This is a genomic window from Pseudomonas sp. 1912-s, from assembly GCF_029269205.1.
GTDB lineage: Bacteria > Pseudomonadota > Gammaproteobacteria > Pseudomonadales > Pseudomonadaceae > Aquipseudomonas.
Map to the genome: position 1 here is coordinate 101,870 of NZ_JARIXR010000009.1, position 15,087 is coordinate 116,956.

Genomic DNA, 15,087 nt, shown 5'->3' on the forward strand with positions numbered 1-15,087 from the left:
TTTTAACATGGTCATCGATTTCAGTCGTTTGAATAACGCCCTGCCAACGCCTGGTTCTTCGCGCACCAACGGTGCCAAAGACAGCGTTGAGGCCAAGTCCCAGCCTCTGCCTGCCAAGACAGAACAGGCCGGTGCCAGCCAAAGCGGGGAATCGGTACACCTGAGCAATGAGGCTCAACAGTTGCAGAAGGTCACTGACTCGCTGAGCGATCAGCCGGTTGTCAATAAATCCCGCGTGGCCGAATTGAAGCAGGCGATTGCGGATGGCAGCTATAAGGTCGACAGCAACCGTGTAGCCAGCAAGCTGCTTAACTTCGAAGCCGAGCGCTAGGCAAAGGCCTGCGCCAGGCTTTTGGACGCTTAAACCCCAAGGCCAGCCATGCACGACGAAAACTTGCTACAACTGATCATTGAAGATTTGGCTCCCGCACAGCAGTTGCTGGAGTTACTTCGGGAAGAATCCCTGGCCCTGTTCGGCCGCGACATGCGCATGCTGGAAGAAATTCTGGCGCGCAAGCAATCGCTGATCGTCCTGCTGGAACAACACGGCAAGAAACGCAGCCAGATTCTCGTCAGCCTGGGCCTGCCTGCCGACCACAAAGGCCTGGAGCAACTCGCCAGCCACTCCACGGTCGGCGACCAGTTACTGGCCCAGAGCAAAGAACTCAACCAGTTGCTGACCCTGTGCCAGGAGACCAACACCGTCAACGGCCAGGCGATCCAGCTTCAACAAGCCACGACCGCCAATCAGTTGCGTATCCTCCACGGCGGCGAGCCTCCGGCCCTCTACAATGCTCAAGGCTCCACTTCACGCCTGGCCAAGCCAAGCACCCGCAGCCAAGCCTGAAACCAGTTTAAGCGCGCCCTATCCAAGGCGCGCCACATGCTGGCAAAATGACTTCACTTGCGTGTAGTCGTATTTTGTCTGGAGATGGAAGAACCGTGTTCAACGCCCTTAACGCGGAAGATGCTCCGCAGCCACCCAAGGTACTCACCACGCCGCTGGAAATCGCTGGCACCTTGCGGATGCTGCAAGAGAGCCACGACCCGCTGATCATCACCTTCCACGAACGCAACCAGCGCTTTCAAAGCTACCTGGTCGAAGTCGACCGGGACAGCAAGTCGCTGGCCCTGGACGAAATGATCCCGCGTGACGGCGAACGCTACCTTGAGAATGGCGAAGCTTTCCGTATCGAAGGTTTTCACGATGGCGTGCGAGTGGCCTGGGAAAGCAACGGCACCCTGACCCTGGACGAAGCCCACGGCCACCGCGTTTATCGCGGCAGCATGCCCGACGAAGTGATTTACCATCAGCGCCGCAATGCGTTCCGCGCGGCCCTGAAGCTGGCGCAACTGGTGGGCGTCGAGCTGGGCGGTGAAAAACTCAAGGCCCCCATCGGCGGCAAGCTGCTGGATATTTCCGCCACCGGCTGCAAATTGCGTTTCGAAGGGGACATCTCCGAGCGCCTGCAACTGGGCCAGGTCTACGACCGCTTCATCGCCGCCCTGCCCTTTGGCAGCATGACCACCTCGGTGGAACTGCGCTACCTGCACTTCGAAGAAAGGATCAACACCACCTTCGCCGGCGTGCGCTTTCACAACATGAGCGGGCTGGTGCAGCGCCAGGTCGAGCGGTTTGTCTACCAACTGCAGCGTGAAGCGCGTCGGTTCGACAAGGACGACGATCTTTAAGCAGTCAAAGGTCGCGACAAAAAAACGGGCAGCTCCTTGAGGGAACTGCCCGCTTTTGCTTTCAGGGGCGCGCCCTGCTCAGGTCGTGAGGGTGATCATCCGGGTCCGGGTGCTCCGGGGGCTCGGTGACAAGTTCCTGCTCATCCACCACCGGCTCGGGATCGACCTCGGGCTCCGGGTCCGGAACGGCGGTCTGCATCTGCTCCTGCACCACCTGCTCATCCACACGCGGGTCCAGGCACGCCACCAGTGGCGAACTGGACATGCTGTCGGGCATTGCCACGTGGTGCAGGGGAGCGTCGTCCACCTGATGCAGGTTGGTGACCGCCTTCGGCCGGATGCGCCAGACCAGGATCAACGCACACAGGCTGAAAAACGCGTACAGCATGTGGCTGCCGAACAGCTTCATCACCACACCGGCCAACAGCGGCCCCACACTCGCGCCGACCCCGTAGGTCACCAGCAACATTGCCGTGAGCGACACCCGGCGATCGCCCTCGACGTGGTCATTGGAGAACGCCACGGCCAACGGATACAGGCAGAATTGCACCAGGGAGCAGAGAAAGCCCGCAACAAACAGCACTTCCAGCGGCACCTGGCTCATGATCGCCAGCGGCAGCGCGGCCACCGCCAGGCACAAGGCGAAGCAGCGGATCAACAATGCGCGGTCATAGCGGTCAGACAACCAGCCCAGCGGCCATTGCACCAGCAGCCCGGCGAAGATGCAGCTACCCATGAACAGACCGACCTGCTCGGTGGTCAGCCCTTGCTGCGAGGCATAGAGCGGCGCCAAACCATAGAACGAACCCACGATCAGCCCAGCACCCAACACGGTACTGAGGGACTGTGGCACCCGCTTGATAAAGAAACGCGGCTCCATCGGCGCCGGGTGCAGGGGCGCCGGGTGAATGCGGCGAGTCATCGCCACCGGTACCAGGCACAGCGCAAAACACAGCGCGACCAGCATCAGCAACTCAAGCCCCAATTGCGGGTGCATCACAAGAATCAGTTGGCCCAGCACCAGGCCCAGGTACGACGCGATCATGTAGCCGCTGAACACCACACCCCGCTGCTTGGCGTCTGCCTGCTCGTTGAGCCAGCTCTCGATGACCATGTACTGGCACATCATGCCGAGGCCGACAATCATCCGCAGCACGATCCAGGCCGGCAGCCAATTGATCAGCCCGTGCCCGAGCACCGCCGCGCCGACAATCCCGGCACAGGTGGCATACGCCCGGATATGCCCGACCCGGGCAATCAGGCGGTGACCGATCTTGCCCCCCAATACCAGGCCAAAATAGTTGGCCGCCATCAACGCACCGACCCACAGGCTGTCGACATGGTCTGCCGCCAGGCGCAAGGCCAGGTAAGTACTGAGCAGGCCGGAGCCGATCAGCATCATCAAGGAGGCAAAATAAAGGGCTCGAAAAGATTTCCAGATCTGGCGCATCGGCGTTCCGAGCGGCTCCTTGCAGTGGGGGTTCAGGGCTACCGGAATGATAGTCCCGCGTCGTCGGGTCCGGACAGCCAAAACACGCGGTTGCCGGGGAATATTTTGCTCATGCCAATTGGCTACGTGTCAGACGCTCGACAATGTCCTGCGAGGTACACGATGCAGACGAATACTTGCACCGCCCTGCCCTTGCCTCCCGTGTGAACCTCAAACGCCGGCAAGGTTCGGTTGGTGTTTGAAAAGACTGACGCACCTGGACGCCCAGCCACAAAAAAGCCCCGCCAGATAAATCTGATCGGGGCTCTCTGACGTTTCAGCCACTTGGGCAGCAACGATTATATGGTGTCCCAGGGCCGGTTCGAACGGCCAACCTTCCCCTTAGGAGGGGGATGCTCTATCCAATTGAGCTACTGGGACTAATGACAGCCAACCGGCAATGGGCGCGGCGACGGACGGCGTGCATGTTAACGGCGCAGGTGAATTTTGTCATGTCGTCCGTGGGCTTTTTGAGTGTAGGCCCATGCCCGGGGCTGCAACTTGTATTGCGCTCAATGATTACGGGCAATCGCAGCCATCGTGCAAAATGCACTCCCCCAAAATGCCATCATTGCAAATTGCAACATGACACCAATCCGGCAAGTAATTAACTATTTGATTTTAAAGGATTTATTGTCAAATAAAGACTGGCACGGCGCCTGCAATCCTTTATTCTACAAATACAGTCCGGCCCAGCCATCTGCGGAGAACATACCCATGAACAGCGCACTTCTACTAGCCCTCAATACCGTTGCATTGGCTGCGCTGGTGATGTTCCATTTTCAATCCAACACCTCCGACGATGCAGCGCAAGTCAGCCAGGCGATCCCCCATCACCTGCAGCAACGCCCGCAATTGGCGGTCATGAAGCCGGACATGCAATCACCGCTGCAACTGACCCAGGGCACCCAAGTTGCCCCTTCGACTGAACACTGGGTTTTCTGAACCGCTTACCGGAGTATTCCATGACCAAGCCCGCCTGGCTGTTTCTGACACTGGCCCTGGCCTGCGCCGGCCTCGGCCTGAACGTATTGTCGCAAGACCTGCAGACCGTCTCTTTCGTCGCCGCCGGTGTGTTTGGCAGCCTGTGGGTACTGGCAATCGTCATTGGTCGCCGCATCAAATTCGACCCCGTACTGCGCTGAATCTCCCCGCTCGTCGCCCTTCCGAAACTAGCTGCCACCTACCGGATCATTCGTCCGGGCAGCTGACCATATGTCGCTCCGCCCTCGTAAATTGGCAATTTGCCACTAATCTTAAAGTTAAGGGCAAAAGGCCATATTGCTATAGGATGTGCGCCCGAAAAGCCTTTTGCGCCTAGGGCCCACGGCCTTGCCCCCTGTTTGGGTGCAACCGTGGAAAAGTTTTCCAACCAGTCCGCAAATTTTGAAATGAGTACTGGCATAAAGCCGGTAGCCGGTTCAATATTTGTCACAGAATTGACGCCAAGGAACTGGCAAATCTGAGGCATGATGCGGCCTCTTTGCAATTCAGGTTGAACATTTGGCAGCAAGCCTTGTCCTAACATTCATCTTGCGGCCAATTCCAAAAACCGCTCCCCTGAACTAACCGGTTAAATATATGCGCCCATTGAAACAGGCAATTTATTCCAGCCGTACGGCTGACAAGTTCGTCGTACGTCTGCCAGACGGAATGCGGGAACGCATTGCCGAGGTGGCTCGCAATCATCACCGCAGCATGAACTCCGAAATCATCGCACGCCTGGAACAAAGCCTGATTCAGGAAGGTGCGCTGGGCGACGAGCTGAGCATGCGCCTGGACAGCCCCGAGCTGTCACTGCACGAACGCGAACTGCTGCAGCGTTTTCGTCAGCTCTCCCACCGCCAGCAAAATGCTCTCGTCTCGCTTATTGCACATGACGTTGAGGCAGCCGCAGAAGCCAACTGATTGGCAACCGAAAGCTGAAAGCCAGCCATGCGCTGGCTTTTTTTTGCCTGTGATTTGGTAAAGAAAGGATCAAGGGGCACAAGCCCCCTGATCGGGAGAAGGGATCAAAGCAGGAAGATGGTGGCCAAGCCCAGGAAGATGAAGAAGCCGCCACTGTCAGTCATGGCCGTGATCATCACACTGGCGCCCATGGCCGGGTCTCGCCCGAGGCGCACCAGGGTCATTGGAATCAGCACCCCCATAAGGGCCGCCAGCAGCAGGTTAAGCGTCATGGCCGCGGTCATGACCACCCCGAGCGACCAGCTGCCATACAGCAGGTACGCCACGATACCGATGACACCACCCCATACCAGGCCATTGATCAGCGCGACCGCAAGCTCCTTGCGCATCAACCGCTTACCGTGCCCGGTGCCCACCTGATCCAGCGCCATGGCACGTACGATCATGGTGATGGTCTGGTTACCCGAGTTACCGCCAATACCCGCCACAATCGGCATCAGTGCAGCCAAGGCCACGAGCTTCTCGATGGAGCCCTCGAAAAGGCCGATGACCCGTGAAGCAATAAACGCGGTAATCAAATTGACCGCCAGCCAGGCCCAGCGGTTACGCAGGGATTTCCAGACTGACGCAAAAATGTCTTCTTCTTCCCGCAGACCCGCCATGTTGAGGACTTCGCTTTCGCTCTCCTCACGAATCAGGTCGACCATTTCATCGATGGTCAGACGGCCGATCAGCTTGCCGTTCTTGTCGACCACCGGGGCCGAGATCAAGTCATAACGCTCGAACGCCTGAGCGGCATCGTAAGCGTCTTCGTCGGGATGGAAACTCACCGGGTCACTGGCCATGACGTCCGCGACTTTCTTCTCCGGGTCATTGACCAGCAGGCGCTTGATCGGCAGCACACCCTTGAGAATGCCCTCGTAATCGACCACGAACAGCTTGTCGGTATGGCCTGGCAGCTCCTTGAGGCGGCGCAGGTATCGCAAAACCACTTCCAGGCTGACGTCTTCGCGGATGGTGACCATCTCGAAGTCCATCAGCGCACCGACTTGCTCCTCGTCATAGGACAACGCGGAGCGCACACGCTCACGCTGTTGGCCGTCGAGGGTTTCCATCAGCTCATGGACGACGTCACGCGGCAGCTCGGAAGCCAGGTCAGCGAGTTCGTCGGCATCCATGTCCTTGGCAGCAGCCAGGAGCTCATGATCGTCCATGTCGGCGATCAGGGTTTCACGGACCGAGTCGGATACTTCGAGGAGAATGTCGCCGTCGCGATCAGCCTTGACCAACTGCCAGAGGGTCAGGCGATCATCAAGCGGCAAGGCTTCGAGGATGTAGGCGACGTCGGCGGAGTGCAGGTCATCGAGCTTGCGTTGCAGCTCGACGAGATTTTGCCGGTGAACCAGGTTCTCGACCCGGTCATGATTCGGGCCTTCCTGGCGATGCGTCAGGTCTTCGACCACGCGCTGGCGCTGCAGCAGCTCAACGACTTGAGCCAGGCGATCCTGCAGGCTTTCTTGTGTTTTCTTTACTTCAACTTCGGTCATAGGCGAACTCCACTCCCAGCAGCGGGGCACGCCGGAAGGATCAATCAGTCAATTCATGATTGGTAAAACGGGGTACTGAGTAACTACTGGGTAAGTCCATGGAGGTGTTCCACAAGCCCCGGCGGGGCTGACGGGCGCAATGATACACCGGGCGGCCGCTTTTAACGTCAAAAAACTGGAAAGAACAAGCGCTTGCGACACAAAGCTGAGCATTGGCCGCAGATATGAACTGCGACGACGCAGCCCGAAAGGAAAACACATGGGCAGGAGAAAAAGTCGCCACAGGAAATAAAAACCCCAGACGGCAAAAAGCCCGCGCTAGGCGGGCTTTTTGTTGTTTGGTGCACTCGACAGGATTCGAACCTGTGACCGCTCGGTTCGTAGCCGAGTACTCTATCCAGCTGAGCTACGAGTGCAGATTGTGTTTTTAGACCAGATCACAACTGGTTGAAGCCAAGCTACCTGCATTGCTGCAACTAACTCTTAAATGGTGCACTCGACAGGATTCGAACCTGTGACCGCTCGGTTCGTAGCCGAGTACTCTATCCAGCTGAGCTACGAGTGCATTTGTTGCCGCGCATTATAGGCCGTTCAATCTCTATGTAAAGCTATTTTTTCGTTTAATTTCAACAACTTAGCGAAAAAACCAGATTGCAACGTACTAAGCAAATAATGGCGGAGAACGGGGGATTCGAACCCCCGACACCCTTTTGAGGTGTACTCCCTTAGCAGGGGAGCGCCTTCGGCCACTCGGCCAGCTCTCCGCAACACGGGGCGTATATTAACCAGCTTCATCCCCGTTTGCAAACATAAAAAACGATAAAAATTAATGGCTTGGTTCTTCGTCCTTCTCTTTCTTGATCCGCAGGTAGATTTCCTCGCGGTGGACAGCCACCTCTTTCGGAGCGTTAACCCCGATACGCACTTGATTGCCTTTGACGCCGAGCACGGTCACGGTGATTTCGCCATCACCAATAATCAGGCTTTCTGCGCATCGACGAGTCAGAATCAGCATACCTTTCTCCTCACGCATTTCATTTCGGGAACAACAGTCTGCAAAAAAAAGGCATTCGACCTACAACCAAATGGCCGTAGCCCTACCCGCCTAAGTATTGTCGAGCACAGGTAAAAGAACAGGTCTTCACCACGCACCCGGCAAAAAAATGAAAGGCGCGGATAACCGCGCCTTCCTGGCAACGCATCACTCGCCCTGTCGGGCCGGAGCGTCCAGCTCAAACGCGGTATGCAATGCGCGTACAGCCAGTTCCAGGTACTTCTCTTCGATCACCACCGACACCTTGATTTCCGACGTGGAGATCATCTGGATGTTGATGCTTTCCTTGGCCAGGGCTTCGAACATGCGGCTGGCAACACCCGCATGGGAACGCATGCCCACGCCCACGATCGACACCTTGGCAATCTTGGTATCGCCAACCACTTCACGGGCGCCAATCTCGCTCGCGGTGTTCAACAACACCTTCTGCGCCGCATCGTACTCGTTGCGGTGCACGGTGAAGGTGAAATCGGTGGTGTTATCGTGCGCAACGTTCTGCACGATCATGTCGACTTCAATGTTTTCGCCGCTGATTGGCCCGAGAATCTTGAAGGCCACGCCCGGGGTGTCTGGCACGCCACGGATGGTCAGCTTGGCTTCATCGCGGTTAAAAGCGATGCCGGAAATGATCGGCTGTTCCATGGATTCCTCTTCATCAATAGTAATGAGGGTGCCCGGACCCTCCTTGAAGCTGTGCAGTACGCGCAGCGGAACGTTGTACTTGCCGGCAAACTCAACGGCACGGATCTGCAACACCTTGGAACCGAGGCTGGCCATTTCCAGCATCTCTTCAAAGGTGATCTTGTCCAGGCGCTGGGCCACGGACACAACCCGTGGGTCGGTGGTGTAGACGCCATCCACATCGGTGTAGATCTGGCATTCGTCAGCCTTCAGGGCTGCCGCCAGCGCCACGCCGGTGGTGTCGGAACCACCACGACCGAGGGTGGTGATGTTGCCGTGCTCGTCGACGCCCTGGAAACCGGCGACAACCACCACACGACCGGCCTTCAGGTCAGCGCGAATCTTCTGGTCATCAATCTGCAGGATGCGCGCCTTGGTGTGGGCGCTATCCGTCAGAATGCGGACCTGGTTGCCAGTGTAGGACACCGCCGGCACACCACGCTTGTTCAGCGCCATGGCCAGCAACGCGATGGTCACCTGCTCACCGGTGGAAATGATCACATCCAGCTCACGGGGAACCGGTTGTTGATCGCCACTGATTTGCTTGGCCAGATCGATCAGGCGATTGGTCTCGCCGCTCATGGCCGACAGCACCACCACCAGGTCATCGCCGGCATCGCGGAATTTCTTAACCTTGTCGGCGACCTGCTCGATTCTTTCGACAGAGCCGACCGAGGTGCCTCCAAATTTCTGTACGATCAAAGCCATTTCTAAGCCGCCTCAGCCCGTAAAGGGGCGCCTATTATTCAATCAACCAGCACTGACCGAGCCCGTGACTAGACCACGGGCTCATTAACAGCGTCTTAAATACCTGCCTCGACAAACGGCACGGTCAGGGCCAGGGCCGCGTCCAGGGCACCGGCGTCTACACCACCGCCTTGCGCCATGTCCGGACGACCACCGCCCTTCCCGCCCACTGCCGCGGCGGCTTGCTTCATCAAATCACCGGCCTTGAGTTGGCCAGTAAGGTCCTTGGTTACACCGGCAACCAGAACGACCTTATCCTCATGGACACTGCCGAGCAGGATCACTGCGCGGCCGAGCTTGTTCTTCAACTGATCGACCAAGGCCAACAGCGCCTTGCCATCCTGACCGTCCAGGCGCACGGCCAGGACCTTCACGCCTTTGACGTCCAGGGCGGAAGCCGACAGGTCATCGCCCGCCGCGCTGGCCGCCTTGGCCTGCAACTGCTCCAGCTGTTTTTCCAGCTGACGGTTGCGCTCCAGTACACCGGAGAGCTTGTCGATCAGGTTGTCGCGGCTGCCCTTGACCAGGCTGGCCGCTTCCTTGAGTTGTTCTTCAGCCGCATTGAGGTAGGCCAGGGCCGCAGCACCGGTGACCGCTTCAATACGACGCACGCCGGAAGCCACACCGCCTTCGCTGATGATTTTCAGCAGGCCGATGTCGCCGGTACGGCTGGCGTGGATACCGCCGCACAGCTCCACCGAGAAGCTGCCGCCCATGCTCAGCACGCGCACTTCGTCGCCGTACTTCTCACCAAACAGCGCCATCGCGCCCTTCTTCTTGGCGGTCTCGATGTCGGTTTCTTCGGTTTCCACCGGAGTGTTCTTGCGAATCTCGGCGTTGACGATGTCTTCCAGGGCCTTCAACTGCTCAGGCTTGATCGCCTCGAAATGACTGAAGTCAAAGCGCAGACGCTGGCTGTCCACCAACGAACCTTTCTGCTGCACATGCTCACCCAATACCTGACGCAACGCGGCGTGCAGCAAGTGAGTGGCAGAATGGTTCAAGGCAGTTGCATGCCGTACGTCGGCATCTACTTGAGTGTCCACCGGCGCACCGACGGTCAGGTTGCCCAGCACCAGCACGCCGTGGTGCAGGAACGCACCGCCGGTCTTGGTGGTGTCGCGCACATCAAAACGACCGGAGGTCGAGCTCAGGAAACCACAGTCGCCGACCTGGCCACCGGACTCGGCGTAGAACGGGGTCTGGTCGAGGACCACAACCGCCTCGTCACCTTCGTTCAGCACGTCGACCGACTTGCCGTCCTTATAGATAGCCACGATCTTGGCCGAGCCAACGGTGGCCTCATAACCAATGAACGAAGTGGCTACATCAACCTTTACCAGCGTGTTGTAGTCCAGGCCAAAGGAGCTGGCGGAACGGGCACGGACGCGCTGGGCTTCCATCTCACGCTCAAAGCCTGCTTCGTCGATGGTCAGCTCGCGCTCGCGGGCGATGTCGGCGGTCAGGTCCATCGGGAAACCGTAGGTGTCGTACAGCTTGAACACCACATCGCCCGGCACCACGGTGCCTTTGAGCTCAGCCAGGTCCTGTTCGAGGATCTTCAGGCCGTGCTCCAGGGTCTTGGAGAACTGCTCTTCTTCAGCCTTGAGCACGCGCTCGATGTTGGCTTGCTGCTGCTTGAGTTCCGGGAAGGCATCGCCCATCTCGGCCACCAGCGCGGCAACGATCTTGTAGAAGAAGCTGCCGGTAGCACCCAGCTTGTTACCGTGACGGCAGGCCCGACGGATGATGCGGCGCAGCACATAGCCACGGCCTTCGTTCGACGGCAGCACACCGTCAGCGATCAGGAAGCCGCAGGAACGGATGTGGTCCGACACGACCTTGAGCGACGACTGATTGTCGTTGGCGCAGCCAATGGCCGCAGCCGAAGCGCTCAGCAGGTTGGTGAACAGGTCGATCTCGTAGTTGGAGTGAACGTGCTGCATCACCGCACTGATCCGCTCCAGGCCCATGCCGGTGTCGACCGACGGGGCTGGCAGCGGATGCAACACGCCATCGGCGGTGCGGTTGAACTGCATGAACACGTTGTTCCAGATTTCGATATAGCGATCGCCGTCTTCTTCCGGCGAGCCCGGTGGGCCACCCCAGATGTCGGCGCCGTGATCGTAGAAGATCTCGGTGCAGGGGCCGCACGGGCCGGTATCGCCCATGGTCCAGAAGTTGTCGGAGGCGTAAGGCGCGCCTTTGTTGTCGCCGATGCGAATCATGCGCTCAACCGGCACACCGATCTGCTGGGTCCAGATGTCGTAGGCTTCGTCATCGGTGGCGTAGACGGTCACCCAGAGCTTTTCCTTCGGCAGCTTCAGCACGCCGGTCAGGAAGGTCCAGGCGAAGGTGATCGCATCTTTCTTGAAATAGTCGCCGAAGCTGAAGTTACCCAGCATCTCGAAGAAGGTGTGGTGGCGGGCGGTGTAGCCCACGTTTTCCAGGTCGCTGTTCTTGCCGCCGGCGCGTACGCACTTCTGGCTGCTGGTGGCGCGGGTGTAGGCGCGCTTTTCCTGGCCCAGGAAGCAGTCCTTGAACTGGTTCATCCCCGCGTTAGTGAACAGCAGGGTTGGGTCATTGCCTGGGATCAAGGAGCTGGAGGCGACACGGGTGTGACCTTGCTCTTCGAAGAAGCGAAGGAAGGCTTCACGGATTTCTGCGCTTTTCATTAGGTTCTTCCACGGAGGCTGCGGCCAAAGGCCAGTGCTAAACGTCATCAGACGGAGCGACGGCAAAGGGCCGCATTATATCGGCCCTTTGCCCGTGGTACAGCGTGTTTATGTGATAGAAACAGTCAATTAGACGGTCTGCACTGTCATTTTCGGGAAAACTCGACGAATGTCGCGAGCACTTGCTCCATCTGTGCCCGATTGACGTCCAGGTGAGTGACCATGCGCAGGCGCGGCGCGGCACTCAACTTGATCCCGCGCTCGGCGGCAAACGCCTTCAAGGCCTGGGCCCGATCGCCGATATCAACGTAGACCATGTTGGTCTGCACCGGCTCCACCGTGTAACCCGCCTTGCGCAGTTCATCTCCCAGCCATTGGGCATTGGCGTGGTCGTCGGCCAGGCGCTGCACGTGGTGGTCCAGGGCATACAGCCCCGCCGCCGCCAACGAACCGGCCTGGCGCATGCCGCCACCGACCATCTTGCGCAAACGGCGGGCCTTGGCGATCAAGGCCGTGGAGCCGCACAACACCGAGCCGACCGGCGCACCCAGGCCCTTGGACAGGCACACCGACACCGAATCGAAGTGCCGGGCAATCTCCCGGGCATCCACGCCCAGCTTGACCGCCGCGTTGTAGAGTCGCGCGCCGTCGAGGTGCAAGGCCAGGCCGTGTTCCCGGGTGAATGCCCGCGCAGCCGCCAGGTATTCAAGAGGCAGGACTTTGCCCTGCATGGTGTTTTCCAGCGCCAGCAAGCGTGTGCGGGCGAAGTGGAAGTCGTCCGGCTTGATCGCCGCCAGCACCTGCTCAAGGTTCAGGGAACCGTCAGCCTGCACGTCCAGGGGCTGAGGCTGGATCGACCCCAGCACTGCCGCGCCGCCGCCTTCGTATTTGTAGGTGTGGGCCTGCTGACCGACGATGTATTCCTCGCCCCGCTCGCAGTGCGCCATCAACGCCAGCAGGTTGCTCATGGTGCCGGTGGGCACGAACAACGCGGCGGCAAAACCCAGGCGCTTGGCCAGTTCGGCTTCCAGGCGGTTGACGCTCGGGTCTTCGCCGTAGACATCGTCGCCACTGGCCGCAGTCGCCATTGCGTCGAGCATGCCTGGGGTCGGTTGGGTCACTGTGTCGCTGCGCAGGTCAATCACGGTCATCAAACTAGCCTCTAGCGGATTTGGGGCGTTTCTTGTGTTGATGATTACTGCGGGCAAACCCGCGGAATATCAAGCCCCGTGCTTGCACAATCGAATACCAACCAAACAAACCGATATAGGTTATCGATAAACCAACCGTGCAGTTTCTGAAAAACCATGATAAAAACTCTCCGCCGCCAGGGTTCTGGCGGCAACGTTCTCAGGGCGGGGTGTAATTCCCCACCGGCGGTAATTGCACGCAACGTGCATAGCCCGCGAGCGCTTGGCGCCTCGAACTGCCTCGGCAGGACGGCGACAAGGTCAGCAGACCCGGTGTGATCCCGGGGCCGACGGTCATAGTCCGGATGAAGAGAGAACGGGATTGGCACCTAAGGGCCGAACGCTGGATTTCATGCTCGCATGACCCGGCTGTCCGTACCCTTAAATCCCATTCGATTCATATCGCCCTGTTTTTTTCTTAAACAGGAGTCAGAACATGCAACCCACCGCAATCGACAGCAAAAGCAAAAACCATCACGGCGAGCGCGTCGCGTTTATCCAGGCCTGCTGGCACAAGGATATTGTCGATCAGAGCCGTAAAGGCTTCCTCGCCGAAATGATCGCCCAGGGCTACCAGGAATCGGACATCGATTTCTTTGAAGTCGGCGGCGCCTTTGAAATGCCCCTGCACGCCAAGCTGCTGGCCAAGTCCGGCCGTTATGCCGGTATCGTCGCGGCCGCCCTGGTGGTGGACGGCGGGATCTACCGTCACGAGTTCGTTGCCCAGTCAGTGGTCAGCGGCCTGATGCAGGTTCAACTGGAAACCGAAGTGCCGGTGTTCTCGGTATCCCTGACCCCGCATCACTTCCACGCGGGCAGCGAGCACCACACCTTCTTTTATGAGCACTTCGTGCACAAGGGCCAGGAAGCGGCACGCACCTGCGCCGACACCCTGCACAAGGTGCGCGCGCTGCGTCGCAATGAGCCACGGGCTCTAGCGGTTTAAGCAACACCACAAAGCCCAGTCTCAGAGCCGGGCTTGTGTGGGAGCTGGCTTGCCTGCGATAGCATCGCCTCGGTGTATCTGGCAGACCGAGTTGATCCTATCGCAGGCAAGCCAGCTCCCACATTTGACCGAGTCGGCCTCGGGATTCAGGCCAGGCTGGCATCCGTAGTCGGCACAATCAATATCCCGGCTCGCAAGCCATTCTTGACCTTCGGGTTCGGGAAGATGATGCGCGCGCCCTCCTCCTCGATGACCCAGCGGGTCTTGGCAATGTCCTCGGCCAGCAGGTAACCCTTCTCCAACTCCGAAAAGTTTTCCACGTCGGCCGGCAAATGCAGGACGAAGGTATCGCTGTGCTTGATCACTTCCCGTGAGACGCTGAACAGCTTCAGGCCGTCCAGGCTCTCGGTAGCTGGCTCGTTGCCTTCGATGATCTGCTTGAGGCGCGCCTCCAGGCGGGACACGTCCACGCCCTGGTTCTGCCCGAACGGCCGGGCCTTGCCCAGCTCCAGGGTAAAGGACTCGGCCTCCAACTGTTCGTAGGTAAACGCCGTGAAGGTGATCGAGGTCTTGTTCTGCAACAACACCGCTTCCATGCCGGCAGCTCGCAGGCGCGCCAGTTCGCGGCGTGAATGCTGGCGACCGTCCTTCCACGGGTACAGCGCGAACTGCTCGATCTTCGAGCCACGAATGGCGGTGTGCAGGTCGTAATGCAAACGGCTACGCCCCGGCACGCTGAAGAACGTGCGGGCCAACTGCTCAAGCTCGGCAGCGCGCATGGCTTCAGGGCCGATGTTTTGCTCGTGACGGCCGTTGAACAGCCGGTTGACGTCCAGTTCGAGATAACGCTCGCCGCGGCGCATGGCCTCGGGGTTACCGAACAGGAACAGAATACGGGTACGGGGCTTGATCTCCCCGCGGGCAATGCCATGCAGCAAGCGGTCGGCCAATTCGATCGGCGCGGTTTCATTGCCATGGATGCCGGACGACAACAGCAGGTCGCCGCCGCTGTCCCGCGCCTCGGGAGGCCGCACTTCCAGCGCGCCCTCGCTGAGCCAGCGCAGTTGCACGCCGTCGACAGTCAGTTGAATTTTTTGCGCCGGTTCGCGACCGGCGAGGGTCAGTTCAAGCAGTTTGCCGAGGGCGAGCATAAGCAGC

14 protein-coding genes, 4 tRNA genes and 1 riboswitch are annotated in these 15,087 nt (G+C 59.1%); of the genes, 7 read left to right on the forward strand and 11 right to left on the reverse strand.

Features of this window, described 5'->3' with window-relative positions:
• The first annotated feature begins 7 nt into the window (after positions 1-7).
• The 3 genes from flgM to P3C29_RS13940 all read left to right on the forward strand — a co-directional run bounded on the left by flgM (position 8) and on the right by P3C29_RS13940 (position 1,692).
• Positions 8-331: a flagellar biosynthesis anti-sigma factor FlgM gene (flgM, locus tag P3C29_RS13930; protein ID WP_275964794.1), complete on the forward strand. Its 324-nt coding sequence runs from the start codon at positions 8-10 to the stop codon at positions 329-331.
• Between the two features lie 48 nt (positions 332-379).
• On the forward strand, positions 380-847 hold the full coding sequence (locus P3C29_RS13935) for a flagellar protein FlgN (protein WP_177042923.1): 468 nt from the start codon (positions 380-382) through the stop codon (positions 845-847).
• Positions 848-942: 95 nt separating this feature from the next.
• On the forward strand, positions 943-1,692 hold the full coding sequence (locus P3C29_RS13940) for a flagellar brake protein (protein ID WP_275964734.1): 750 nt from the start codon (positions 943-945) through the stop codon (positions 1,690-1,692).
• Between the two features lie 61 nt (positions 1,693-1,753).
• On the opposite strand, the gene P3C29_RS13945 is transcribed toward P3C29_RS13940, so the two are convergent.
• Positions 1,754-3,142: an MFS transporter gene (locus tag P3C29_RS13945; RefSeq protein ID WP_275964735.1), complete on the reverse strand. Its 1,389-nt coding sequence runs from the start codon at positions 3,140-3,142 to the stop codon at positions 1,754-1,756.
• A gap of 343 nt (positions 3,143-3,485) precedes the next feature.
• Positions 3,486-3,562 (reverse strand) — tRNA-Arg (locus P3C29_RS13950).
• Positions 3,563-3,898: 336 nt separating this feature from the next.
• Here P3C29_RS13950 and P3C29_RS13955 point away from each other — a divergent pair.
• From P3C29_RS13955 to P3C29_RS13965, 3 genes are all read left to right on the forward strand, one after another.
• Entirely contained in the window at positions 3,899-4,126 is a 228-nt protein-coding gene (locus P3C29_RS13955; RefSeq protein ID WP_275964736.1) for a hypothetical protein, read from the forward strand.
• 20 nt (positions 4,127-4,146) lie between these two features.
• Entirely contained in the window at positions 4,147-4,326 is a 180-nt protein-coding gene (locus P3C29_RS13960; protein ID WP_201125098.1) for a PA3371 family protein, read from the forward strand.
• A gap of 436 nt (positions 4,327-4,762) precedes the next feature.
• Entirely contained in the window at positions 4,763-5,089 is a 327-nt protein-coding gene (locus tag P3C29_RS13965; RefSeq protein ID WP_003175643.1) for an Arc family DNA-binding protein, read from the forward strand.
• Between the two features lie 104 nt (positions 5,090-5,193).
• Here P3C29_RS13965 and mgtE read toward each other — a convergent pair whose 3' ends face one another.
• The 8 genes from mgtE to ltaE form a co-directional block, all read right to left on the reverse strand.
• Complete coding sequence (mgtE, locus tag P3C29_RS13970) at positions 5,194-6,636, reverse strand: magnesium transporter (protein ID WP_010165747.1); 1,443 nt, start codon at positions 6,634-6,636, stop codon at positions 5,194-5,196.
• A gap of 339 nt (positions 6,637-6,975) precedes the next feature.
• Positions 6,976-7,052 (reverse strand) — tRNA-Arg (locus tag P3C29_RS13975).
• A gap of 72 nt (positions 7,053-7,124) precedes the next feature.
• Positions 7,125-7,201: transfer RNA gene (locus P3C29_RS13980), tRNA-Arg, on the reverse strand.
• A 108-nt stretch (positions 7,202-7,309) separates the two neighbouring features.
• A tRNA-Ser gene (locus P3C29_RS13985) sits at positions 7,310-7,400 on the reverse strand.
• A 62-nt stretch (positions 7,401-7,462) separates the two neighbouring features.
• Positions 7,463-7,651 carry a carbon storage regulator CsrA gene (gene csrA, locus P3C29_RS13990; protein WP_002554426.1) on the reverse strand — a complete coding sequence of 63 codons (189 nt, stop codon included), beginning with the start codon at positions 7,649-7,651 and terminating at the stop codon, positions 7,463-7,465.
• Positions 7,652-7,837: 186 nt separating this feature from the next.
• The gene (locus tag P3C29_RS13995) at positions 7,838-9,079 is read right to left on the reverse strand and encodes an aspartate kinase (protein ID WP_010165647.1); all 1,242 of its coding nucleotides are present in this window, start codon (positions 9,077-9,079) and stop codon (positions 7,838-7,840) included.
• A gap of 95 nt (positions 9,080-9,174) precedes the next feature.
• A complete protein-coding gene (gene alaS / locus P3C29_RS14000) occupies positions 9,175-11,793 on the reverse strand; it encodes an alanine--tRNA ligase (protein ID WP_201125099.1) in 2,619 nt (872 codons plus the stop codon).
• Positions 11,794-11,939: 146 nt separating this feature from the next.
• Positions 11,940-12,944, reverse strand: coding sequence for a low-specificity L-threonine aldolase (gene ltaE / locus P3C29_RS14005; RefSeq protein ID WP_275964737.1), 1,005 nt, complete (start codon positions 12,942-12,944; stop codon positions 11,940-11,942).
• A 191-nt stretch (positions 12,945-13,135) separates the two neighbouring features.
• Positions 13,136-13,305: riboswitch (FMN riboswitch) on the forward strand.
• A 114-nt stretch (positions 13,306-13,419) separates the two neighbouring features.
• Between ltaE and P3C29_RS14010 the strand changes: the two genes are divergently transcribed.
• Positions 13,420-13,929, forward strand: coding sequence for a 6,7-dimethyl-8-ribityllumazine synthase (locus tag P3C29_RS14010; protein WP_003214313.1), 510 nt, complete (start codon positions 13,420-13,422; stop codon positions 13,927-13,929).
• A gap of 146 nt (positions 13,930-14,075) precedes the next feature.
• Here the strand turns inward: P3C29_RS14010 and astE are convergent, their stop codons facing one another.
• A complete protein-coding gene (astE, locus tag P3C29_RS14015) occupies positions 14,076-15,080 on the reverse strand; it encodes a succinylglutamate desuccinylase (protein ID WP_275964738.1) in 1,005 nt (334 codons plus the stop codon).
• Positions 15,081-15,087: the final 7 nt, after the last annotated feature.